At 49.7% G+C, this 22,534-nt stretch carries 21 protein-coding genes, 1 other RNA gene and 1 riboswitch; of the genes, 9 read left to right on the top strand and 13 right to left on the bottom strand.

Translation table 11 applies throughout. The features are described 5' to 3' along the window. Nucleotides 1–86: 86 nt before the first annotated feature. From cdlP to thiB, 4 genes are all read right to left on the bottom strand, one after another. On the bottom strand, nucleotides 87–1,559 hold the full coding sequence (cdlP, locus tag JNC77_RS10870; protein WP_374832470.1) for a cell division protease CdlP: 1,473 nt from the start codon (nucleotides 1,557–1,559) through the stop codon (nucleotides 87–89). 363 nt (nucleotides 1,560–1,922) lie between these two features. Beyond that, a complete protein-coding gene (locus JNC77_RS10865; protein ID WP_374832342.1) occupies nucleotides 1,923–2,633 on the bottom strand; it encodes a thiamine ABC transporter ATP-binding protein in 711 nt (236 codons plus the stop codon). Continuing rightward, entirely contained in the window at nucleotides 2,633–4,273 is a 1,641-nt protein-coding gene (gene thiP, locus JNC77_RS10860; RefSeq protein ID WP_374832340.1) for a thiamine/thiamine pyrophosphate ABC transporter permease, read from the bottom strand. Before thiP ends, JNC77_RS10865 begins: the two co-directional genes overlap by 1 nt. A gap of 16 nt (nucleotides 4,274–4,289) precedes the next feature. Beyond that, nucleotides 4,290–5,294 (bottom strand): thiamine ABC transporter substrate binding subunit, encoded by a 1,005-nt coding sequence (gene thiB / locus JNC77_RS10855; RefSeq protein ID WP_374832338.1) that lies wholly within the window; start codon nucleotides 5,292–5,294, stop codon nucleotides 4,290–4,292. Between the two features lie 45 nt (nucleotides 5,295–5,339). Then, nucleotides 5,340–5,454: riboswitch (TPP riboswitch) on the bottom strand. A gap of 85 nt (nucleotides 5,455–5,539) precedes the next feature. Between thiB and JNC77_RS10850 the strand changes: the two genes are divergently transcribed. From JNC77_RS10850 to JNC77_RS10840, 3 genes are all read left to right on the top strand, one after another. Continuing rightward, nucleotides 5,540–6,169 (top strand): thiamine diphosphokinase, encoded by a 630-nt coding sequence (locus tag JNC77_RS10850; protein WP_374832336.1) that lies wholly within the window; start codon nucleotides 5,540–5,542, stop codon nucleotides 6,167–6,169. A gap of 118 nt (nucleotides 6,170–6,287) precedes the next feature. Continuing rightward, entirely contained in the window at nucleotides 6,288–6,572 is a 285-nt protein-coding gene (locus tag JNC77_RS10845) for a YMGG-like glycine zipper-containing protein (protein WP_374832334.1), read from the top strand. A 190-nt stretch (nucleotides 6,573–6,762) separates the two neighbouring features. Further along, entirely contained in the window at nucleotides 6,763–8,583 is a 1,821-nt protein-coding gene (locus JNC77_RS10840) for an ABC-F family ATP-binding cassette domain-containing protein (protein ID WP_374832332.1), read from the top strand. Between the two features lie 63 nt (nucleotides 8,584–8,646). On the opposite strand, the gene JNC77_RS10835 is transcribed toward JNC77_RS10840, so the two are convergent. The 6 genes from JNC77_RS10835 to JNC77_RS10810 form a co-directional block, all read right to left on the bottom strand. Continuing rightward, nucleotides 8,647–9,399, bottom strand: a complete 753-nt coding sequence (locus JNC77_RS10835) for a TerC family protein (RefSeq protein ID WP_374832330.1) — start codon at nucleotides 9,397–9,399, stop codon at nucleotides 8,647–8,649. A 178-nt stretch (nucleotides 9,400–9,577) separates the two neighbouring features. Continuing rightward, on the bottom strand, nucleotides 9,578–10,402 hold the full coding sequence (locus JNC77_RS10830; RefSeq protein WP_374832328.1) for a TIGR00282 family metallophosphoesterase: 825 nt from the start codon (nucleotides 10,400–10,402) through the stop codon (nucleotides 9,578–9,580). 9 nt (nucleotides 10,403–10,411) lie between these two features. Further along, nucleotides 10,412–10,999 (bottom strand): 5-formyltetrahydrofolate cyclo-ligase, encoded by a 588-nt coding sequence (locus tag JNC77_RS10825; RefSeq protein WP_374832326.1) that lies wholly within the window; start codon nucleotides 10,997–10,999, stop codon nucleotides 10,412–10,414. Nucleotides 11,000–11,040: 41 nt separating this feature from the next. Then, nucleotides 11,041–11,199: non-coding RNA, 6S RNA (ssrS, locus tag JNC77_RS10820), on the bottom strand. Between the two features lie 109 nt (nucleotides 11,200–11,308). Continuing rightward, the gene (locus tag JNC77_RS10815) at nucleotides 11,309–11,644 is read right to left on the bottom strand and encodes a cell division protein ZapA (RefSeq protein WP_374832324.1); all 336 of its coding nucleotides are present in this window, start codon (nucleotides 11,642–11,644) and stop codon (nucleotides 11,309–11,311) included. Between the two features lie 11 nt (nucleotides 11,645–11,655). Continuing rightward, a complete protein-coding gene (locus JNC77_RS10810; RefSeq protein ID WP_374832322.1) occupies nucleotides 11,656–11,928 on the bottom strand; it encodes a DUF4164 domain-containing protein in 273 nt (90 codons plus the stop codon). A gap of 489 nt (nucleotides 11,929–12,417) precedes the next feature. On the opposite strand from JNC77_RS10810, the gene tkt reads away from it, so the two are divergent. From tkt to JNC77_RS10790, 4 genes are all read left to right on the top strand, one after another. Beyond that, nucleotides 12,418–14,412, top strand: a complete 1,995-nt coding sequence (tkt, locus tag JNC77_RS10805) for a transketolase (RefSeq protein WP_374832320.1) — start codon at nucleotides 12,418–12,420, stop codon at nucleotides 14,410–14,412. 92 nt (nucleotides 14,413–14,504) lie between these two features. Continuing rightward, a complete protein-coding gene (gene gap / locus JNC77_RS10800; RefSeq protein ID WP_374832318.1) occupies nucleotides 14,505–15,512 on the top strand; it encodes a type I glyceraldehyde-3-phosphate dehydrogenase in 1,008 nt (335 codons plus the stop codon). 69 nt (nucleotides 15,513–15,581) lie between these two features. Continuing rightward, nucleotides 15,582–16,772 carry a phosphoglycerate kinase gene (locus JNC77_RS10795; RefSeq protein WP_374832316.1) on the top strand — a complete coding sequence of 397 codons (1,191 nt, stop codon included), beginning with the start codon at nucleotides 15,582–15,584 and terminating at the stop codon, nucleotides 16,770–16,772. Between the two features lie 257 nt (nucleotides 16,773–17,029). After that, nucleotides 17,030–18,055, top strand: a complete 1,026-nt coding sequence (locus JNC77_RS10790) for a class I fructose-bisphosphate aldolase (RefSeq protein WP_374832314.1) — start codon at nucleotides 17,030–17,032, stop codon at nucleotides 18,053–18,055. Between the two features lie 124 nt (nucleotides 18,056–18,179). Here the strand turns inward: JNC77_RS10790 and JNC77_RS10785 are convergent, their stop codons facing one another. Both JNC77_RS10785 and JNC77_RS10780 read right to left on the bottom strand, forming a co-directional pair. After that, a complete protein-coding gene (locus JNC77_RS10785) occupies nucleotides 18,180–18,872 on the bottom strand; it encodes a DUF1013 domain-containing protein (protein WP_374832312.1) in 693 nt (230 codons plus the stop codon). A 223-nt stretch (nucleotides 18,873–19,095) separates the two neighbouring features. Then, nucleotides 19,096–20,100, bottom strand: a complete 1,005-nt coding sequence (locus JNC77_RS10780) for an NAD(P)H-quinone oxidoreductase (protein ID WP_374832310.1) — start codon at nucleotides 20,098–20,100, stop codon at nucleotides 19,096–19,098. 157 nt (nucleotides 20,101–20,257) lie between these two features. On the opposite strand from JNC77_RS10780, the gene JNC77_RS10775 reads away from it, so the two are divergent. Together JNC77_RS10775 and JNC77_RS10770 are read left to right on the top strand one after the other, a co-directional pair. Then, nucleotides 20,258–20,449, top strand: coding sequence for a DUF1192 domain-containing protein (locus JNC77_RS10775; protein ID WP_374832308.1), 192 nt, complete (start codon nucleotides 20,258–20,260; stop codon nucleotides 20,447–20,449). Between the two features lie 140 nt (nucleotides 20,450–20,589). Next, complete coding sequence (locus JNC77_RS10770; RefSeq protein WP_374832306.1) at nucleotides 20,590–21,825, top strand: MFS transporter; 1,236 nt, start codon at nucleotides 20,590–20,592, stop codon at nucleotides 21,823–21,825. 332 nt (nucleotides 21,826–22,157) lie between these two features. Here JNC77_RS10770 and JNC77_RS10765 read toward each other — a convergent pair whose 3' ends face one another. Continuing rightward, entirely contained in the window at nucleotides 22,158–22,340 is a 183-nt protein-coding gene (locus JNC77_RS10765; RefSeq protein WP_374832304.1) for a DUF465 domain-containing protein, read from the bottom strand. Nucleotides 22,341–22,534: the final 194 nt, after the last annotated feature.

The raw sequence follows: 22,534 nt of genomic DNA, 5'->3' as shown, positions 1-22,534 counted from the left end.
GCTGTTATTTTGAAAAAAAGCCCGGGTTTTTGATCCCGGGTTTTTTTATGTCTGGATTTATCGCTTTTACTCTGATCTGGGCTCTACTACTCTGAAATGAGTTTAACGCGGTCTCCTGCTGATACAGTTGCACCGATTGGCAGCGCATTGATGAGGCGGAAGAGATCAAGTTTTTTGTCTGTGCCATACATGCGCTCGGACAGACTGGCGACAGTTTCTCCTGCTTTGACTGTGACCACACGGATGCGCAGTGGCTTCAATGCGTCTTTCTGGGCGGCTGTGAGCATTTTGAAGGACTGGGTGATGCTTTGTGAGGCAGGCATTAAAGCATTGCTGCCACGCGGCGCTGCGGTCAGGAAACGATAGACCTTGTCGCCTGCTCCAATCACCACAATATCAAACTCCCAGCGATCCGCACTGGCACGCGCGGTTGCGGCCGGCCAACCATTGATGGTGATCGGGCGGATGGTTTTTTCATCCAATCCTGTCACCCATCCAGAAGAAATATAATCGGTGAGCGACATGCCGGATGGCAAATTGGCGCCATCAAAACGGATCGCTACTTCACCCGGACCACTCGCCATGACGGCGGTAGCCGAATTGTCGATGCTGAAACCGGCTGGTGCTGTGAAGGTCAGGCCGAGTTTCGGGTGGATAAAGACCCGTTCGCGCACATAGCCTTCGCTTGGGGTGTCGCCATAAAGCAGGCCGTCAATGCCGTTGAGGAATGAATCGCGGTCGGTGGTGCCGACACCTGGTGCACCAACGCGCCGCGCATGTCCCATTGCAAGCTCAATACGTTGCGGGGTTGCCGGATGGCTGGCCAGAAAGTCGAGGCTGGCATCGGTCGCACCGGAAATGGAGCGGAAGCTTGAATAGGCTTCCATGGATTGCAGGAAGCGTGGAGAAGCAAACGGATCATAGCCTGCTTCACCGATCATGCGGATGCCGATCGAATCTGCCTGCAATTCCTGATTGCGCGAGAATTGCGCAAGTTTCAGCTTGCCGCGAATGAGTGCTTCACGTCCTGCTGCTTCATTATGCAACACTTCGGTGGCGACACGGCTGGCAATCGCAGTTTCGGCTTCTTTTTCCTGACGCAAAATACCATGATTGGCGGTGACATGTCCCATTTCATGGGCAATGACGGCTGCGACTTCGGAGGAGTCGTTGGCAAGAGCCAACAGACCGCGTGTCACGTATAAAAATCCACCCGGCAATGCGAAGGCATTGATATTCGGACTATCAAGAATTGTGATGCGGTAGGTCTGATCGGGCTTATCGGAAACAGTGGTTAGTTTACCGACGATTTTAGCGACCATACGCTCTAACCTGGCATCTTTATATTCACCACCATAGGTGGCCAGAATACGCGGATGCTGCTGTGCACCAAGTTGTGCCAAACGGTCATTACGGGTCACATTGGCAACAGTTACCGGATTGTCAGACGGGCGCAGACTATCAGAATCACTGAAATCAAGAGTCTGGCAGGCACTCAAAAAAGACAGACCTGCCAACCCTAAAACGGACACATACCGTCGCAGACCGCGCTTATGCATCGCAGCCGGAACATGACTAATTAGTGTGAGGCTCAATTTCGCATCATTGGATGAAGTCGAGCGGAGAGGGCGGAGAGGTTTTATCTTAATCCTCGCTTTGATTCCGGATCTGTTCTTATTATCTTTAGCCAAAAAAACGAATAGTCTTTTTTGCTTCTGCTAGCTTGTGACGAAAACGCTTCTGGCTGACTTAAGTTGCATGAATAATGTTTTTTCTATGTCGACTTCATAGAGTTCGGCAGCTTTGATGCGAATAATTTGTTGCCAATTTAATTATTTAAAGTGCCGGTGTCCAGTGGAGCTGCGGTTCAACTATCGTTAATAATTTGTCAGATTCGATTATGTGATCACTACTTAACGCGGTCAGGTCAATTGGTTGCCCATATAATGCTGCAAAGCTTGCGGACCCAAGCTTGAAAGGAGGTCCTCCGCTTCGCCCGTCGCACTGATTTGGCCCGCTTCAACGAAGACCAGCCATGTTTTTAAACGCAATGCATCTTCCGGCGTATGGGTGACCATCAAAATGTTCATGGCATTTTCTTGTTGCAGTTCATCAATCAGATCAAGCATTTGATGGCGCAGTGCTGGCCCCAAAGAGGCAAAGGCTTCATCAAGCAATAAAACCGGTTTTTGCCGCACCAAAGCACGGGCAATGGCGACACGCTGACGTTCACCGCCTGATAATGCTTCTGGTTTGCGATGTTCTTTGCCGCTCAAACCAACGCGGGCAATCGCGTCTTGGACTGCTTGATGATCGGCTTGGACAAGTTTCAAATTACCGGAGCGGCCAAGGCCGACATTTTGCGTCACATCCAGATGGGCAAAGAGATTATTATCCTGAAACACCATTGAAACAGGACGCTCGGACGGTAGCAGATCACTCATATCCTGACCATTAATGATCACTTTGCCGCTCAGTGGTGTTTCAAAGCCGGCAATGATGTTGAGCAAAGTTGATTTGCCCGAACCGCTGGGGCCGATGATGGATGTAATGCGGTTTGCAGGCAGCTTTGTGTCAAAGCGCATCTGCATTTCACCATAGTTAAAGTGCACATCATCAATGATAATCGACATTAATCGGCTTTCTGATAGGGGCGGGCTTTGGCGGCGCGGTCGGCAATCATCATCAACAACAGACATAAGCTACCTAAGATAAGAGCAAGTCCCGCCGCATCAAGTGTTCGATAACTGCCCATCCGCTGTAGCAGCAAATAGGGCAGAGTGGTGAGCGCATCACTGCCAAAAAGTGCAATTGTGCCCAGATCACCCAAAGATAAGGCAAAGGCAAAAGCAAAGGCAATGATGGCAGGCTGGCGCATCACCGGCCAGTCGATCAGGCGCAAACGGCTGATGCCGGAAATATCAAGCTGCGCGCATAATCGGTTATGACTGGCGGCTGCATTGTCCCATGCGGGGCGAATGAAGCGTACGGCAAAAGGCATAGCCATAGCTGCATTAACAATGATGACCATTGCAGCAGCAAAGGAAAACGGATTGCCGAAATTACGCAGTAGAATAAACCAGCCTGCACCTAAAATAATTGGTGGCACGACCAATATTAAACTTGAACCTGTTTCCAGTGCGCTTTGATAAAAGCGTGTGGTGGCAGGCGGTTTGCTATTGCGTGATAGGCTGGCGCTATATTCACGCGCAATCACCAAGGCGAAAGAGAGAGAAACCGACAGGCAGGCGGAAGAAGCGCCAAGCCAGAGACTGGTGAAGATTGCATTCCAAACCGCAGCTTCGCTTAACAGGCGTGAAAAATCCGCCATGAATGATGATGCCACAATGCCGATCACAGGGCTGGCAATAAACAAAAATCCGGTCAGAATGACTGTGTAGTTGAAGAAGCGCTCTGTTTTTTTCACATTGTCATAGCGCTTAGTGGTTATTTTCAGCGAAAAGCCTTCCTCGCTTGGGTGACCAAAAAAGCGCAAAATGACGAGCACGGTGAGTGTCAAAATAAGCTGCATCAGCGTGAGCGCTACAGCGCGGTTCAGATCAAAATCGAAATGCAGTGCCTGATAGATCGCCACTTCCAAGGTGGTGGCACGAGGGCCCCCGCCAAGGGTCAAAACGGTGGTGAAAGACGTAATGCACAGCATGAAAATCAAACCGGCAATACCGGAAAGGTTGCGCCGGATCACTGGCCATTCGATCAGCCGGAACCTTGAAAAGTTACCCATGCCCAATTGCGCCGATAGTTTCCAATAATCGGCAGGAATGGTTTCCAGATTGGCCAGAATAAGCCGTACCGCCAGCGGCATATTGAAAAACACATGTGCCAGCAAAATGCCGGTGAGGCCGTAAATATTGGGCACAAAAGAACTGCCACTTAAATCTGCCAGATAAGCAATGAAGCCATTGCGTCCATAAATGGCGGTAATGCCTAAAATGGCAACCAGTGAAGGCAGCACCAAGGGCAGGGCAAAGAGCCGCAAAATTAATGCGCGTCCATAAAAATTTTCTGATGCATGTAATGCGCGCGCCAAGGGAATAGCGACAGCCACCGATAACAGGCTGGAAAGCAGTGCTTGCAACAGTGTGAAGCGGGTGATGCGCCAGACATAGGCATCAAAAACCGAGAAGAGCGAACCTTCGCCAAAGGCTTGCCATCCAAGCGAAAAGAGTGCGCCGCCTGCGAGCAAGCACAAAAAGGCGAGAGCCAAACTCCCGCCTAATGGTTTTATGATTGATGCTGAATATGCACGCACGCACTCTATTCCGGTTTTACTTGCTGGAAGCGTTTAGCCATTCGTTGATCCATTCCTTACGGTTGGCGGCGACATCTTCAGACGAAATCTGCAAAGTTTTAACAGGCTTCACCAAAGCATCAAAGGCCGGATCAAGCGGCTTGGAGGTTTTGGCGACCGGAAACATCCAATTGGTTTCCGGAATGGCGTCCTGAAAGCCCGGCTCGAGCATGAAAGCCAAAAACTGTTTGGCGAGCGGGTTTTTCTCGCCCCTACTGGTCATGCCAGCCACTTCAACCTGCAGATAATGGCCTTCTTCAAAACCAAGAGCCTGATAGCGGTCGGTTTTGTCGGTAATCACATGATAGGCAGGCGAGGTGGTATAAGAAAGCACCATTGGTGCTTCACCTTTGGTGAACAGGCCGTAAGCTTCCGACCAGCCCGGTGTGACGGTGAGAATGCGTTTTTGCAACTGCTCCCATTTGGCGGCTGCTTCATCGCCGTAAACAGCTTTCATCCATAACAACATACCAAGGCCAGGTGTCGAGGTGCGCGGATCTTGCAGCACGATTTTTTGTGATGCATCGCCTTCAACCAGCTCTTTCAGGCTTTTGGGCGGATTTTCCATCTTTTCGCTGTCATAAACGACGGCGAAATAGCTGTAATCATAGGGGACGAAAACATCATCCTTAAAACCGCCCGGCACATTGATAGAGGTGAGATCAATGCCGCTAGGGGCAAAGAGGCCGGATTTATGGGCATCGGCAATGAGGTTATTGTCGAGGCCGAGCACGATGTCGGCTCCGGTTTTAGCACCCTCCAGCTTCAGGCGGTTGAGTAACGCCACACCATCAGCAGCTGCCACAAATTTAACTTCGCAATGGCAAATTGCTTCAAAGTTTTCTTTGACAATCGGCCCCGGTCCCCATTTGGCGGTGAAGCTGTCATAGGTATAGACAGTGAGGGTATCTTTTGCCTGTGCCGCATGCGCTACGCTCAGCATGATGACAGCAGACGAGGCGAGTAAAGACAACAGCCGCATTATGCGTCTCCTTAAGGTATCAGGTTCAAAAGGATTATGCGTCGGACATTGACAGCATCTAATCCCTCCGCCGGTACAAACCGGATCAGGTTCAGCGGGTTGGCCGATTGATTGCGGCCTCTCAGCCTGATGAAAACAGCAGGCACCCCGTTAGAGCAGCTTTATCTTAAGCATTTCGACGACTTATCGCAAGCCATCCCTAAAGGAGCTTTTCGGGGCGTGATGCGCATGTTATGAGCGATTTCATGAGCACATTTGTCATTCTTCTCGGCGGCGATCTGACCGTCACGGATCGTTTGCGCCGCCAAGTTGAGGGCGCACGGTTTTTAGCCGCTGATGGTGGTATGCGCCATGCGCTTCGTTTGGGTGTGGTTCCAGAATTATGGCTTGGGGATTTTGACTCAACCGATCCGGATTTGCTGGAGGTTTTTGCCGAAGTGCCGCGGCAAACCTTTCCGGTTGCCAAAGATATGACCGATGGCGAATTGGCGCTTAATAAAGCTTATCAATTGGGCGCAACGCGGGTGATTCTATGTGGTGCATTCGGTGGTGATCGTACCGATCACACGCTTTTGCATCTGACTATGGCAACAAGATACGCGCTTGAAGGGCGTCAGATTTTGTTATCCAGTGGTTTTGAAGAAGCATATCCGCTGGTGCCGGGCAATTATCAATATGACCTGCCTGAGGCTTCCGTTTTCAGTATTTTAAGCTTTTCACAGCTCGAAGGGCTGACGATTGAACAAGCAGAATGGCCTTTGGATAAAATTACTTTGCCTTTAGGTTCGTCTTTGACAGTTTCTAATGTTGTTCATGGAACTCTTCATGTTTCTTTGCGTTTAGGACATGCGGTACTTATCGCAAGACCGTTATGAAAAGGCTTGACGAACAACGCCTAATATAATGTAAGCTAATGATAGCAGGACTACCTGCAAGCGCCGAATTGGGGACGCAAGGTCGGTGGTTTTCAACATTCAAAGGGAGATTTCTTCCATGAAATCACGTCTTACTATGATCGCAGTCGCAGGATTGCTCGCATTCTCAACAGCAGCTTGCACAACCAATGAACAGCGTACGGCTGGTTATGGCGTTGGTGGTGCAGCTCTTGGTGCGTTGGCAGGCGGCGCAATTGGCGGTAATGGCCGCGGTGCGCTGACAGGTGCTGCTATTGGCGCAGTTGCCGGTACATTGGTTGGTGCATCCACAACCCGCAATGGTGTGCAATATTGTAAATACCGCGACCCATATGGCCGCGTTTATGAAGCTCCTTGCCAATAATAATAGAACCATTGAGGTTCATTTATTTGCAAGCCTGGCTTGAAAATATGAGAAACAGGTCGGATTTTCCGGCCTGTTTTTTTGTGTGCTGACAAGACGTCATTTGACACAAAGCTCTTTCTCGACGACAAGCAGTGCAATTGACCTTTGATTTTAAAAAATACACCTGAACGAGAAGTAATCATTATCCATGGCACCACCACCACTTCTTCGCCTTGACCAGATTAAACTGACTTTTGGCGGAACACCGCTGCTTGAAGATGCTGGCTTGTCGGTCAGTGAAGGTGAGCGCATTGCGCTGGTCGGGCGCAATGGATCGGGTAAATCTACACTTTTGAAAATCGCCGCCGGCATGGTTGAGCCTACCAGTGGCGAAGTTTACAAACATCCGGGCGCAACTGTGCGTTATTTGGCGCAGTCTCCCGATATGGATGGCTTTGCCAATGTGCGCGCTTATGTGGAAGCAGGCTTGGGGCCGACCGATGATCCGCATCGTGTCACCTATCTGCTGGAACATCTGGGGCTGACAGGTGAAGAAACGCCGCAGCAATTATCGGGTGGTGAAGCACGTCGTGCAGCTTTGGCGCGGGTGATTGCGCCGCAGCCTGATGTATTGCTTTTGGATGAGCCGACCAACCATCTTGACCTCAATACGATTGAATGGTTGGAAGATGAGCTGCGCCAGATCCGTTCGGCGATTGTGCTGATTTCCCATGACCGTCGTTTCTTGGAAAATGTCAGCCGCTCGACCATTTGGCTTGATCGTGGTGTCACACGCCGCATCGAACAAGGCTTTGCCCATTTTGAAGAATGGCGCGATAAAGTCTTGGAAGAAGAAGAGCGCGACCTGCATAAGCTTGGCCGCCAGATTGTGCGTGAAGAACATTGGCTGCGCTATGGTGTGACGGCACGGCGTAAACGCAATATGCGTCGCCTTGGCGAATTGCATTCGATGCGCGCGGAGTTCCGCAATCATCGCAAAGCGCAAGGAACGGCTGTGTTGGCGGCAAGTGACAGCAAAGAATCCGGCAAATTGGTGATTGAAGCCAAAGGCCTAAATAAAGCTTATGGCGAACGTGTGTTGGTGAAAGATTTCTCCACCCGCGTGCAGCGTGGTGATCGTATCGGTCTGGTGGGGCCAAACGGTGCCGGCAAAACTACATTGCTTTCGATGCTGACCGGCCAATTGGCGCCCGATTCAGGCACATTGCGCTTGGGCGTTAATCTGGAAATGGCAGAGCTTGATCAAAAGCGTGAAAGCCTCAATCTCGATGATACATTGGCGCATTATCTTACCGATGGTCGTGGCGAGAGCCTGATCGTCAATGGTGAGCAGCGCCATGTGGTTTCATATATGAAAGACTTCTTGTTCCAGCCGGAGCAGGCACGCACACCTATCCGTGAATTATCCGGTGGCGAACGCGCACGTTTGATGCTGGCACGGGTTTTGTCGCGCCCTGCCAATTTGCTTATTCTTGATGAGCCGACCAACGATCTGGACATGGAAACGCTTGATCTGTTGCAGGAACTGGTTTCAGCCTTCAACGGCACTGTTATTCTGGTCAGCCACGATCGTGATTTTCTTGATCGCACCGTTTCATCGGTGATTGCGCCGGAAGGCGACGGGCGCTGGTTGGAATATGCCGGTGGCTATGCCGATATGATGGCGCAGCGCAAAGAGCTGGCGCTTGCCAAACGTCAGGTGGCAAAGGCTGCATCTGCGGCTGCGAGTGGTGATGGGGCAGCTGCTCAGGCACCAAAGCGCGATGAAAAGCGCAAGCTTTCTTATAAGCAGAAATTTGCGCTCGAAACGCTGCCCGGCAAGATTGACGCTTTGTCCAAAGAGATTGAGGTGCTGGAAGCCAAAATGGCTGATCCGCAGCTTTATGCAAAAAACCCTGATCTTTTTGCCAAGGTTGCAGCCGAACTGGAAAAAAAGCGCAGCGAAAGCGATGCTTTTGAAGAGGAATGGCTTGAACTGGAAATGCTGCGCGAAGAGATTGAAGGCTAACCTAAAGCTTTGAAATAATGATATTAAAAAAGCCGCTCTTATAAGCGGCCTTTTTATTGCGTGTTACTGCTCGCCTGATTGTTTGCGTCTGCGGCGCGCCAGCATATTGAGTGCTTCCACCAAGGCGGAGAAGCCCATTGCGGCATAGATATAGCCTTTCGGCACATGATAGCCGAAGCCATCGGCAATCAATGTCATACCGATCATCAGCAAGAAGCCCAGCGCCAGCATGACGATTGTCGGATTGGCGGCAATGAATTTTGATAGCGGGTCTGCCGCCAGCATCATCACGGTGACCGCGGCCAGAACTGCAATTACCATAATAGCAATTTCATCGGTCATACCGACAGCGGTGATGATGGAATCAACCGAAAACACCAGATCAAGCAGCAGGATCTGTACGATTGCTGCACCCATTGTCATGGTGACAGCACCTGAGACTGCGGCGTCTTTTTGTCCGTCGGGATCAACCGTGTGGTGAATTTCTTTGGTTGCTTTCCAAACAAGGAACAAGCCACCAGCCACCAGAATAATGTCGCGCCATGAAAAGCCGTTACCGAATATTTCAAAGACTGGCTCGGTCATTTGAACAATAATGGAAATGGTGAACAGCAAGAGCAGGCGTAAAATCAGCGCAGCTGAAATGCCGATGCGCCGCGCTTTGGATTGCAATTCTTGCGGTAGTTTATTGGTGAGAATGGAAATAAAAATAAGATTGTCGATACCGAGTACGACCTCCATGACAACCAATGTAATCAGTGCAGCCCAGCCTGCCGGACTGGACAAGAAGGATAAATGTTCCGCAATAAATTCCATATAGGTGCTTTCTCCGGTTTCCGGAGCAATCTTTGCGGAAAAAAACGGACTCCCGTCATCAACTGCGTCGGAAAGAAAAATAATTCAGATGCAGAAAAACTGTCTGGCGGATGATATCGCACCAGACAGTAACCCCAAACACAAAAATTAGGATGGTATTTAAAAATTACAAGCGGCTTTAAGCCCAAAAAGACGGGATTGTTTGCTGTAAATGCGCACCGATACGTAATGGTTCGATTTTTTCGGCCAAACCGGTACGGTCGGAAATTTCAATGCCGACGCCGCAAATGGTGGCAGGGCCCGAAGCCACTTCAAAACGTCCCTTTGGTACCTTGGAAAGAAACCGATTGAGCGGTTCTTCCTTGTCCATACCAAGGGATGAATCATAGTCCCCGCACATGCCCGCATCGGACATATAGGCGGTGCCGTTACGCAGGATTTGATAATCAGCAGTTGGCACATGGGTATGGGTGCCGACAACAGCGCTGGCGCGACCATCAACAAAATGGCCGAAACATTGTTTTTCGCTGGTGGCTTCGGCGTGGAAATCAAAAAACACCACATCGGCTTGTTCGCCAAGCGGGCAAGCTTCGAGAATTTTTTCTGCGGCTAAAAACGGATCATCCAGATCAGGGTGCATGAAGACGCGCCCCATAATATTGGAGACCAGCACGCGCGCCCCGTTCTTGGCCATATAAACGCCGGAGCCGTGACCGGCCGTGCCTTTAGGAAAATTGGCAGGGCGCAGGAATTGTTGTTCACGGCGTGAAAATTCTAATGCCTCGCGTTGATCCCAGACGTGGTTACCTGTAGTTACCACATCCGCACCGGCGCGGATCGTATCATTGAAGATTTCTTCTGTTATGCCGAAACCGCCAGCAGCATTTTCGCCGTTGACGATAACGAAATCCAATTTCAGGTCGGAAACCAGTTCCGGCAGCTTTTGATAAACTGCCGTGCGTCCTGTCCGACCCACCATGTCACCCAAAAATAGCAATCTCATAAGATGTCTTTAATAACGGGTTTGAAAAAAACGCAAGCCATTCTCGGTCACGATTTTTTCAAGCGGCACATCATGTGGCTCATCGGGCACGGATTCCAGTTCCTGACAGGCAAAAGCCAGACCGATCAGTTGCGGAAAATGATCGCTCTTATGAAGATTTGCGATATAGCGGTCATAATAGCCAGCGCCATAGCCAATCCGGTGGCCGCGTTTGTCGAAACCGGCAAGCGGGATCAGCATCATATCGGGGCGTATCGTTGGTGCATTTTCATCCGGTGCCATCGTGCCGAAGCCGCAAGGGACAAGCGCTTGTTCTTCTTGCCATAGCCGGAAGCAAATATTGCTTTTATCAAGAATGACGGGCAGACAAATGAGCGCGCCTTGCTGACGTAAATTTTTCAGAAGAGGGCGCGGATCGATCTCGGAACGGATCGGCCAGAAGCCGGAAATCACTTGCCCGCTTTTGATGTTTAAATCAGCGGCATAATTTTCAGAAATTTTTTGTGCTGCTTTTTCTCTGAAATCCGGCGTGAGTGCATCGCGTTTGGCGAGGCTCAAATTGCGCAAAACTTGTTTTTCAGTGAGAGAGCTTGGCACACTATACATCCGTTGACAGATGGAACGGCAGAAAAAATAAGTGGCGACCGCGACGACCGATGGAAGTGTTTGATCCCGGGTGCCTACAAAGTAGGTGGGTGCCATATGCGAAAGCCCACGAGCCTTCACAGGGACAGCTCCCTAAGAGATCAGTAAGGCCCCGGGGATGCTGTTACCCCTGTCGCGAAGCGCAGTACGCCAATACAGAATATAATCTTTTTGGCTTTAAATTACCAGTGCCTGATACACTTAAATATTTAATTTTATTGATGATCTGAATGGGTAGGGATTAAGTCATTCGATTAGGCTTCATGAGCCGGGGCGCGGGGCAATCCGGCTGGCCAATTGCTCGATCCGTTGCGCCATGTCGTTAAGAACATGAGTGAGTGTCGCATCATTGCGATTGGCTTGCGAAGATACTTCTTCCAGCGCTTTGACGCGTTTTTGCATCTCGTTCAACTCGTCCATCACCATGATGCCGGCCATGACGGTGAGGCGCACATCGCCAATTTCGCCAAATGAAGATTTCAAATGGCCGACATATTGATCAAAACGCTCAGCCAGTCCGGTCAGGTGTTGTTCCTGTCCTTCGTCGCAGGCCATGCGGTATAATTTGCCATCAATCGTAACAGTAACGGTTGCCATAATGCTCTCCCTTAGCGATCCAACACAGCGCGAATGGTTTCCATCGCTGTGACCAGCCGGCGGGATACTTCACGATTAGCGGTTTCAAGACGCTCGGCGCGTGCTTCGGAGCTGTCCAGTTCCTGTGCCAACCTGCTGCGGTCGGCATTCATACGCTGTACCTCTTCCTCAGCTTCGGCAAAATCCCCTTCTTTATCAAGACGGAGATCAACAGCCTGCTCCAGCCCGTTCAGCGCCTTTTCAAGTCGCTCCAAAGCCTGTGTAAGGGTGGTTTCTCGCGTCATTATCAACCTTTCCAGTATATGCTCCGAACGATCAGAAAGATATTTAAGAACATTGAGCAAACATATTAACCACTGAATGCCGGTGGCAATACGGTTAAACATTAAGAGGAACGGCTGATTATTTTTTAATATCCATCCGTCCAATCGTTCAAAATCAACAATGAGCTGGCTAAACGATAAAAAAATCGGTTCGAATCGCGCCTGCAATTGCGATTTATTTGTCTGACTGTAATAATCAGCGGGCTGATAAGCAACAAATCACGGCAATAAGGCGGCATTCATACACTGGAATCAGCGGTAAATTGATGCAGAGACTATCAAAAAACCATAGTTTTAGCCCCTCATCCACCGTTCAATCGATTAGGTGATGCCGGTTTATCGTTTGAAAGTGTATCGTTTTATTGACTCCCAAGGTGCAGGTGCTATGTGTCCGATGCCTTCAAATTTCGCCACAAGCGCTGAACGTTTCATGGAAAGACAGCAGAGACCATGACCAATTCCGACAAACAAAACCAGTTGGCCAACGCAATCCGCTTCCTCTCAATGGATGCAGTGGAAAAAGCAAATTCCGGCCATCCAGGCTTGCCAATGGGTGCCGCTGATATTGCCACCACCCTTTACACCCGTTTTTTATCACATGACCCGCAGAACCCGCATTGGCCGGATCGTGACCGTTTCGTGCTTTCCGCTGGTCACGGCTCAATGCTGCTTTATTCGGTTTTGTATCTCTCTGGTTATGAAGATATCAGCATCGACGAGATCAAGAAATTCCGTCAGATTGGTGCCCGCACTGCCGGTCATCCGGAATATGGTTATGCCGCTGGTATAGAAACCACGACCGGCCCGTTGGGTCAGGGCATTGCCAATGGTGTTGGTATGGCGCTTTCCGAGCGTATTCTGAACGCTCAATTTGGTGACAGTATTGTTGATCACTACACCTATGTGCTGGTTGGGGACGGCTGCCTGATGGAAGGTATCAGCCAGGAAGCTATCGCTTTGGCGGGCCATCTTGAGCTCAGCAAACTGATCGTTTTCTGGGATGACAACAACATCACCATCGACGGCGCTGTTTCGCTCTCCGATAAAACTGATCAGGTTGCCCGTTTTCAGGCATCAGGCTGGAACACAATTTCTGTCGACGGTCATGATCAGGATGCGATTGCCAAAGCGATCGAACAGGCTAAAACATCGCCAAAGCCAACCTTCATCGCTTGTAAGACCGTGATTGGTTTTGGTTCACCAAACAAAGCCGGTACCAACAAGGTTCATGGCTCACCTTTGGGCGCAGAAGAAATTGCTGCAACCCGCAAAGCATTGGGCTGGACTGCTGAACCATTTACCGTTCCGGCAGAAGTTTTGGATGCCTGGCGTTTGGCAGGTCTCAATGCTGCCAAAAAGCGTTTGGAATGGGAAAAGCGTTTCGCGGCTCTTGATGCCGATAAACGCGCCGAATTCGAGCGCCGTCAGCGCGGTGAATTGCCGATTGGTTTTGATCAGGCCATCATCGATTACAAGAAGAAGCTCTCCGTCGACAAGCCAAAGGTTGCCACCCGTAAATCTTCGGAAATGGCGCTGGAAGTCATCAACGGTATCGTGCCTGAAACCATCGGCGGCTCTGCCGACCTCACTGGTTCCAACAATACCAAAACCAGCCAGACCAATGCAGTAACACCAGAAAACTATGATGGTCGTTTTGTCCATTACGGTATTCGTGAACATGGTATGGCGGCTGCGATGAACGGTATGGCGCTGCATGGCGGCCTCATTCCTTACTCCGGCACCTTCATGTGTTTCTCGGATTATTGCCGTCCGGCCATGCGTTTGTCCTCGCTGATGGGCATTCGCGTTATCTATGTCATGACCCATGACTCGATCGGTCTTGGCGAAGATGGCCCAACCCACCAGCCGGTTGAACATCTGGCAGTGCTGCGCGCTATTCCGAACCATCTGGTATTCCGTCCGGCCGATGCTGTGGAAGCCGCAGAATGCTGGCAGTTGGCGCTTGAATCCCAGAAAACACCTTCGACATTGGCTCTGACCCGTCAGAACTTGCCGACCGTGCGCACCACCCACACCGATGAAAACTTAAGCGGTTATGGCGCTTACGAATTGGCCGGCACTGATCAGGATGCTCAGGTCACTCTGTTTGCAACCGGTTCGGAAGTTGAAATTGCAATGAAAGCCAAAGCGATGCTGGATGAGAAAAACATCCCTGCACGCGTTGTATCGGTTCCTTGCTTCGAACTGTTTGAACAGCAAAGCGACTCCTACAAGGCATCGGTTCTGGGCAATGCACCGGTTAAGATTGCTATTGAAGCAGCTCTGTCACTTGGCTGGGAACGCTTCATTGGTGAAAACGGTGTCTTTATCGGCATGAAGGGCTTTGGTGCTTCTGCTCCGATTGAAGACCTTTACAAGCATTTTGGCATTACTGCTGAAGCCGCTGTGGAAGCCGCTGAAGCCAAGCTGAAAACCGCTGCATAAAACAGCGAAGTGATTGATTGCGGGGTGGTTTTCAAACAACCCCGCAAGACACGCAGATTTTTAATCAACCCACCCGGAAGATGAGAGATAAAATGGCAGTTCGCGTCGCAATTAATGGTTTTGGTCGTATTGGCCGTAATGTCCTTCGTGCCATCGTTGAATCAGGCCGCACCGACATTCAGGTCGTTGCGATCAATGATTTGGGCCCAGTTGAAACCAATGCGCATTTGTTGCGCTATGACAGTGTTCATGGCCGTTTTCCGGCTAAAGTCACTGTTGATGGTGATACAATTGATGTGGGCTATGGTCCGATCAAAGTTCATGCGGTTCGCAACCCTGCCGAACTGCCTTGGAAAGAAGAAGGCGTTGATATCGCGCTGGAATGCACCGGCATTTTCGCAACACGCGATAAAGCCGCAGCGCATCTGGAAGCCGGCGCCAAGCGCGTTATCGTTTCCGCACCAGCCGACAATGCCGATCTGACTGTTGTTTATGGCGTGAACCATGACAAGCTGACCAAAGATCATCTGGTTGTTTCCAACGCTTCCTGCACCACCAACTGCTTGTCGCCAGTGGCACAGGTTCTGGATGCAACTGTTGGTATTGACCACGGCTTCATGACCACCATTCACTCCTATACCGGTGATCAGCCAACCCTCGACACCATGCACAAAGACCTCTACCGTGCACGTGCGGCAGCTTTATCGATGATCCCGACTTCAACCGGTGCAGCTAAAGCCGTTGGTCTGGTTCTGCCGGAGCTGAAAGGCAAACTGGACGGTGTTGCAATCCGTGTACCAACGCCAAATGTATCTGTCGTTGATCTGACTTTCGTTGCCAAGCGTGCAACCACTGTTGAAGAAATCAACAATGCAATCCGTGAAGCTGCCAATGGCCGTCTGAAAGGCATTTTAGGCTACACTGATGAACCGTTGGTATCAACCGACTTCAATCATGATCCGCATTCATCCGTATTCCACATGGACCAGACCAAAGTGATCGATGGCACCATGGTGCGCATCCTGACCTGGTACGACAACGAATGGGGCTTCTCAAACCGCATGAGCGACACTGCTGTTGCGATGGCTAAGTTCCTCTAAGATAAAATCAACGCCCCTTTTGAATGAAAGGGGCGTTTTTCATTAGTTTTAAAGACAGAGAGAAAACCGATGACTTTCCGCACTCTCGACAATGTTGATGTTCAGTCCAAACGGGTTCTGGTACGCGTTGATCTCAACGTGCCTGTTGCCGACGGTCAGGTCAGCGATGCCACCCGCATCGAGCGCATTTTGCCAACCATTCAGGAACTGCATAAAAAAGGTGCCAAAACCATTTTGCTGGCGCATTTCGGTCGTCCGAAAGGTGAGGCAGTTGCAGAATTTTCACTGAAAGTTGTGGTTAGCGCATTGCATAAAGCACTGGGCTTGAAAGTCGCTTTTGCGGAAGATTGCATTGGTGAAAAGGCAAGCAACGCTGTTAACGTCATGAATGACGGTGATGTTTTGCTGCTTGAAAACACCCGTTTTCACAAAGGCGAAGAAAAGAACGATGTGGAATTTGCCAAGGCGCTTGCCGCAAATGGCGATATCTATATCAATGATGCTTTTTCAGCAGCGCACCGCGCCCATGCATCCACCGAAGGTTTGGCGCATATCCTGCCGAGTTTTGCCGGTCGCGCTATGCAGGGCGAATTGGAAGCACTGGAAAAAGGTCTCGGCGCACCGGTGCGTCCGGTTGTGGCCATTGTTGGCGGAGCAAAAGTTTCCACCAAGCTTGATTTGCTTTCCAACCTAATTGAAAAGGTAGATGCGCTGGTGATCGGTGGTGGTATGGCCAACACATTCCTTGCCGCTCTTGGCCACGATGTTGGCAAATCTTTGTGCGAGCATGATCTGGCCGATACAGCGCGCGCCATTATGGCAAAGGCTGAAACAAGCAAATGCGCGATAGTGCTACCGGTTGATGCAGTCGTCGCATGGCATTTTGCAGCCGATGCGCCGCATCAGACCTATGGCGTGGATGCGATCCCTTCAGACGGTATGATGCTGGATGTGGGCGCGCAGTCGGTTGAGCGTATTGCGTCCGTTATTGATGATGCCTCTACCCTGATCTGGAATGGTCCGCTCGGTGCGTTTGAATTGCATCCGTTTGATGCTGCAACTGTTGCGATTGCCCGCCATGTGGCAGAGCGCTCCCGTCAGGGCAAGTTGGTATCCGTTGGTGGCGGCGGTGATACTGTTGCAGCCTTGAACCATGCCAAGGTTGCCGATGATTTCACTTATATCTCTACTGCAGGCGGTGCTTTTCTTGAATGGATGGAAGGCAAACCTTTGCCGGGTGTGGATGCACTGAAAGCATAGTCAGTTTTCAGACAAGTTTAGAAGACAGGCCCCGCCGGATTTTTCGGTGGGGTTTTTTTATTTTATGCTCGCTTTACAATCCGGATGGAATTAGCCTGTGGATCAAATCTGTTGCAGTTTAACGATTATTAAAAAAACTTGTTCAAACTAAATCGATTGAAATTATTTCAATCGTTTCAAATAGTTGGCGGGCATTTGTTTTATCTGCCAGTTCTGCTATCGGCAAACCAAGCTAACTTTTACAGGAGTTTTTGGGTATGACCGAACGTCTTGAAGATATTGCAATTGCCATGGTGGCAAGTGGTAAGGGCATTCTTGCGGCCGACGAAAGCTCCGGCACAATCAAGAAACGCTTCGATTCCATCAATGTAACATCAACGGAAGATGCACGTCGCGATTACCGCGAAATGCTGTTCCGCGCTGATGATGCGATGAAGAACCATATCTCCGGCGTTATCCTTTATGACGAAACCCTGCGTCAGAAAGCTAAAGACGGCACACCATTGGTCGATATCATGCGTAATGCAGGCAGCATTCCTGGTATTAAAGTGGATATGGGTGCCAAACCATTGGCAGGTTTTGAAGGTGAAACCATCACCGAAGGTCTGGATGGTCTACGCGAACGTTTGACCGAATATTATGCACTGGGTGCACGGTTTGCCAAATGGCGTGCTGTTATCTCGATTTCTTCTGCGCTGCCAACTTATGGCGCGATCAAGCAGAACGCACAAGCTTTGGCTCGCTATGCAGCGCTTTGTCAGGAAGCTGGCATTGTTCCAATCGTAGAGCCTGAAATTCTGATGGACGGCGTTCCAGGTGATCATTCCATCGACCGCAACTATGAAGTGACCGATGCAGTTCTCAAATCTGTTTTCAATGAACTCTATGATGCACGTGTGAAGCTCGAAGGTATGATCCTCAAGCCAAACATGGTCATTGATGGTAAAAATGCCCGTAAGGCATCAGTTGCTGAAATCGCAGAAAAGACTGTTCGTTGCCTGAAGGCCAATGTGCCATCTGCTGTTCCGGGTATTGCATTCCTCTCCGGCGGTCAGTCAGATGTTGAAGCAACCGCAAACCTCAATGCGATGAATGCAGGCTTTGATATGCCTTGGAACCTGACCTTCTCTTATGGCCGTGCATTGCAGGCTGCAGCTCTGAAAGCTTGGGGCGGTCAGGCTGAAAATGTTGCTGCTGGTCAGAAAGCCTTTGCACATCGTGCCCGCATGAATGGCCTGGCTGCTGAAGGTAAGTGGAGCGAAGCTCTCGAAAATGCCGGCTGATAAGCCTGAATTAAAAAACCCCGCTTCAAGCGGGGTTTTTTTGTATCTTTTTTTGAAATGAAGTGACGTGAGGCATTAAAAAAAGCCGGAACATTTAAAATGTTCCGGCTTTTTAAAAAATCAATTAAATTTCTTCTTCTTCATCATCTGATGCAGAGCCTTTAAGCGAAGAAAGCTTAGCGAATACTTTTTCAGCATCCAGCTCTTCTTCTTCAGCAGCTCCACCATGATATTGTGCATTTTCAGTGGCAGTTGCTGGCATCAATGTCGGATCAATCGCTGCATCAGCCGGACGGTTGCGGGCTGCACGATCAACTTCAATATCCAGATCAATCTGGGAGCAGAGGCCGAGTGTAACCGGATCCATTGGTGTCAGGTTGGCTGAGTTCCAGTGGGTGCGGTTGCGAATCTGTTCGATGGTGGATTTCGTGGTGCCGAGAAGGCGGGAAATCTGCGCATCTTTTAGTTCAGGATGATTGCGAACCAGCCAAAGAATGGAGTTCGGGCGATCCTGACGCTTTGACAAAGGTGTATAGCGGGCACCTTTGCGCTTTGGCTCAGGTACACGTACTTTAGGTTCCGACAATTTCAGACGGTGGTTGATATCTTTTTCACCGAGTGCAATTTCTTCGCGCGATAGCTGGCCAGTGATGACTGGATCCAGACCTTTGATGCCCTGCGAAGCCTCGCCATCTGCAATGGCTTTGACTTCAAGCGGGTGCAAACGACAGAAGTTTGCTATCTGGTCAAAAGACAGCGCTGTATTGTCGACAAGCCAGACGGCCGTTGCTTTCGGCATAAGAAGCTGGGTGGCCATTAGATATAATCCTCTTGTTCGTCCGCTCCGGTAGCGCGGGACGTGGGCAAAAACCACAATTTCCGGGAAATTCAAATCCTATATATATGTTTATTTGCAAGTCGGCAAGAAAACCCTTGCATCAAGTGACATTGTTTATCTTCAACTTTGGTGATGAGATACGGCAGTTTTTCATTTAAATCCAAGAAAGCGGGCTTATTTTGACGAAAAACTGCCGTGTTTATCAAAGAATTTTCAAAACGATTTTGCCAATATGGTTACCGTCTTCCATGCGCTTATGGGCAAGATGAGCATCTGCAAGTGTAAAACTTTGATCCATAACCGGTGCGACTAGCCGTTTTTCAAGCAGTGGCCAGACTTCAGCTTCCAGTGCCGCGGCAATGTTTGCTTTAAATTCTACCGAGCGCGCGCGCAAAGTAGAGCCGGTATGGGTCAGGCGTTTGGTCATTAACCGAGCAAAATTGGCGGTGGATTTGGCACCATTGAGAAAGGCGATTTGCACAATGTGGCCGTCCATAGCGGCAGCCTGATAATTGCGGTCGACATAATCGCCGCCAACCATATCGAGAATCACATCCGCACCTTTGCTCTTGGTAGCGATTTTGACGGCCTCGACAAAATCTTGCGTTTTGTAATTGATGGCAATGTCTGCGCCAAGTCTCATGCAGGCTTCGCATTTGTCATCTGATCCCGCCGTGGCAATAACGAAAGCGCCGAAAGCTTTTGCCAGTTGAATAGCTGTAGTGCCGATACCGGAGGTGCCGCCATGCACCAAAAAGACTTCGCCACCCTTTAAATTGCCGCGTTCAAAGACATTGTGCCAGACGGTGAAAAAAGTTTCGGGAATACAGGCCGCTTCTTCATAGCTGAAACCTTGCGGCACCGGCAAAGCGTTGCTTTCATGCACCACCGCATATTCAGCATAACCGCCACCAGCCAGAAGCGCGCAGACTTTATCGCCGATCTGATAGCGGCTAGTTTGCGCACCCAAAGCCACCACTTTACCGGCAATTTCAAGGCCGGGAATATCGGAGGCACTTTCGGGCGGGGCGTATTGGCCAAGACGTTGTAACACGTCAGGACGATTAACGCCGGCCGCATGCACGTGTACCAGAATTTCTCCCTCTTTCGGCTCAGAAATGTCGCGGGTTATCAGGCTCAAAACATCAGGGCTACCTGCTTCTTTAATTTCAATTGCCTGCATTTTCGAAGGGTATGACGGATGCATTTTGATCTCCTGATTGCTTTAAAATAACCGGGGCAATTTTAGGGGTGCTAAATCGGCTTATTGAGGTATGATAAGTATTTGTGTGCTGGCTTTTAAGGGGTCGTGAAAGACAGCTACAGCCTGTTGGGTGACGGATATTGACTTGGAGGAGTATACCATGTCCGGCTTTCTGGAAGAAACCATCGAGCTTCATCATAGATACAGTATCGGCGATGATCTCTCGGAGCTATCTGTTTCGGATATTGAGCAACTGATCGAGCAGCTTCATCAGGAAATTGACCGCCTGCGGGAGGAACACGGCCTACGGGGCAGCAGCCGCGAACAAGCGGAAGCATTGTTTCGTTATTAATCCAATCAATGTGAATCAGAATAAAAATAAATGCGCATCTCGCAGTAAATAAATATTTTTGACTGGCAAAATCACCATAATTGATGGTGATTTTGCCATAACTTCAAATCAAATAACGACTGAAAATTAGGAATATTCTTTTGCGCATTTATGTTCAGGTTTTGGCTCTGTTATTTGGTACAGCTTTTTTGCTGATGGGTTCGGGATTGCACGGGCTTTTGTTGCCGCTTCGTGGTGGTGCTGAAGGGTTTTCGGTGACATCGCTGGGGCTGCTTGGAACTACATGGGCGGGCGGTTTTGTGGCTGGCTGTTTATTCGCGCCACGTTTGGTGCGCCGTGTCGGCCATGTGCGCGCCTTTGGTACTTTTGCAGCGTCGGCTGCGATCATCGCGCTTTTATCCGGCATTTATGTTGATGTTACAACATGGATAGCTTTGCGCACATTTACGGGTTTTTCGATGGCAGGCGCTTTCATGGTGATCGAAAGCTGGCTGAATGAACGCGCCAGCAATGAAAGCAGAGGTAAGATTTTTGGTCTTTATATGATGGTCAACTACGGGGCGACCGTGACCGGACAAATGTTGGTTTCTGCCGGTGATATCCGCTCCGATCATCTCTTTATGTTTGCCGGTATTTTCTTTTGTCTGTCGCTCATTCCGATTGCGATTTCCACTGCCAGCAGCCCTAAACCGCTAACTGAAGTGCAGCTTGATCTCAAAGCCTTGTTCCGCAATTCACCGGCGTCTTTTGTCGGTTGTATTTTGGTGGGCATCGCCAATGGGGCATGGGGCACATTGGGCGCGGTTTATGGTGCAAAATCCGGTATCACCAATGTACAGATTGCCTTGATGGTGTCGGCAACCATTGCCGCCGGCGCATTGATGCAGATCCCCGTCGGGCGCATTTCAGATTTGATTGACCGGCGCTATGTGTTGGCCGGAACGGCAACCCTTGCCGCAATGGTAGGTTTGCTGACATTTTTGTTGAGCCCGCACAGCAGTTCAATGATTATTATTTCTGCGGCTTGTTATGGCGCACTGGCTTATACGCTTTATCCGGTGGCGGTGGCTCATGCCAATGATCATGCGACATCGGAAAATTTTGTCAAAATATCCAGTGGTTTATTGTTGCTCTATGGTTTTGGTACCATGCTGGGGCCCTTGCTTGCGGCAACGGCGATGGATTATTTATGGCCCTCCGCACTCTTTGCCATCACTGCCGTATCGCATATTTCTATTGCGGTTTATGTGTTGTTTCGCTCACGTGTGCGCAAATCTGTGCCACGTCAGGAAAAAGATCAGTTCTCGACCATTTCACCGGAACGCAGTGCAACACCTGAAGCCTTTAAGCTTGATCCGCGTGCAGAAGCAGAGTGAGATTTTGAGGGCAGGTTGTTGATTGTAACGATCACAACCTGCCCCAACCGAACCGGAGACAAACCGACCGGTTCCGTATGCACCCCTGTTAAATCTGACAGGAAAATGACAGTGATAGTTTCAGCATACCAGCTGTCAATTTTGACAGGTTGCAAAGAAAAAAATTTTAAAAAGGAAGAAGTGCTAATCTGGCTGCACGCTTTGTGCGAAAGGTGATCTTTTACCACCGATCACAAAGCGTCCAGCCTGTTAGCCGTGAACATCAGACTTGCTTATATGGATCAGTCATTGCTGATCCTGGTCTGTTAAATGTCCCGCGTCTGATTCAATATTTAGTGTTGTGTGACTTGTTGTTTAATTTTTTCAATCTGCTCTTTAAGCAGTAGTTTTTTTCGTTTCAGGTCGGTTAAGAGAAGATTATCGATAGCCGGTGATGCCATCGCAGTGGAAATTTCCTGTTCGAGAGTACCGTGCTTCTTTTCCAGCGTGGCAAGATGGGACTCGATAGCCATCATCAATTCTCCTTGGTTGTTTCCTTCAAGTGTCTTGAGCTGCGTTTCAAGCAGCTTTTATGACAAGACAATGACAGTGTGACATGAATGAGGCGGTCTGTCGAATTGATAGTAGTAGCATTTTCTAACTGCAATATTTGTGCTAAAGGCATGGCGCAAACCATCAAACAGCTTTTAAGCGTCCAAAATCGATTTTT

The sequence above is a fragment of the Paenochrobactrum pullorum genome (assembly GCF_041929845.1).
Taxonomy (GTDB): Bacteria; Pseudomonadota; Alphaproteobacteria; order Rhizobiales; family Rhizobiaceae; genus Paenochrobactrum; species Paenochrobactrum pullorum.
Note: the sequence above shows the minus strand (reverse complement) of the source record. Positions and strands in the feature narration are given on the sequence as shown.

Excerpts from the sequence above, each read along its gene's own strand:
- JNC77_RS10785 (WP_374832312.1), bottom strand. The coding sequence starts at position 18,872 with ATGGCCACCCAGCTTCTTATGCCGAAAGCAACGGCCGTCTGGCTTGTC.
- cdlP (WP_374832470.1), bottom strand. The coding sequence starts at position 1,559 with ATGCATAAGCGCGGTCTGCGACGGTATGTGTCCGTTTTAGGGTTGGCA.
- JNC77_RS10810 (WP_374832322.1), bottom strand. The coding sequence starts at position 11,928 with ATGACGCGAGAAACCACCCTTACACAGGCTTTGGAGCGACTTGAAAAG.
- JNC77_RS10850 (WP_374832336.1), top strand. The coding sequence starts at position 5,540 with ATGAGCACATTTGTCATTCTTCTCGGCGGCGATCTGACCGTCACGGAT.
- JNC77_RS10845 (WP_374832334.1), top strand. The coding sequence starts at position 6,288 with ATGAAATCACGTCTTACTATGATCGCAGTCGCAGGATTGCTCGCATTC.
- JNC77_RS10865 (WP_374832342.1), bottom strand. The coding sequence starts at position 2,633 with ATGTCGATTATCATTGATGATGTGCACTTTAACTATGGTGAAATGCAG.
- JNC77_RS10795 (WP_374832316.1), top strand. The coding sequence starts at position 15,582 with ATGACTTTCCGCACTCTCGACAATGTTGATGTTCAGTCCAAACGGGTT.
- JNC77_RS10765 (WP_374832304.1), bottom strand. The coding sequence starts at position 22,340 with ATGATGGCTATCGAGTCCCATCTTGCCACGCTGGAAAAGAAGCACGGT.
- gap (WP_374832318.1), top strand. The coding sequence starts at position 14,505 with ATGGCAGTTCGCGTCGCAATTAATGGTTTTGGTCGTATTGGCCGTAAT.
- JNC77_RS10780 (WP_374832310.1), bottom strand. The coding sequence starts at position 20,100 with ATGCATCCGTCATACCCTTCGAAAATGCAGGCAATTGAAATTAAAGAA.
- tkt (WP_374832320.1), top strand. The coding sequence starts at position 12,418 with ATGACCAATTCCGACAAACAAAACCAGTTGGCCAACGCAATCCGCTTC.
- JNC77_RS10790 (WP_374832314.1), top strand. The coding sequence starts at position 17,030 with ATGACCGAACGTCTTGAAGATATTGCAATTGCCATGGTGGCAAGTGGT.
- JNC77_RS10835 (WP_374832330.1), bottom strand. The coding sequence starts at position 9,399 with ATGGAATTTATTGCGGAACATTTATCCTTCTTGTCCAGTCCGGCAGGC.
- JNC77_RS10830 (WP_374832328.1), bottom strand. The coding sequence starts at position 10,402 with ATGAGATTGCTATTTTTGGGTGACATGGTGGGTCGGACAGGACGCACG.
- JNC77_RS10840 (WP_374832332.1), top strand. The coding sequence starts at position 6,763 with ATGGCACCACCACCACTTCTTCGCCTTGACCAGATTAAACTGACTTTT.
- thiB (WP_374832338.1), bottom strand. The coding sequence starts at position 5,294 with ATGCGGCTGTTGTCTTTACTCGCCTCGTCTGCTGTCATCATGCTGAGC.
- JNC77_RS10815 (WP_374832324.1), bottom strand. The coding sequence starts at position 11,644 with ATGGCAACCGTTACTGTTACGATTGATGGCAAATTATACCGCATGGCC.
- JNC77_RS10775 (WP_374832308.1), top strand. The coding sequence starts at position 20,258 with ATGTCCGGCTTTCTGGAAGAAACCATCGAGCTTCATCATAGATACAGT.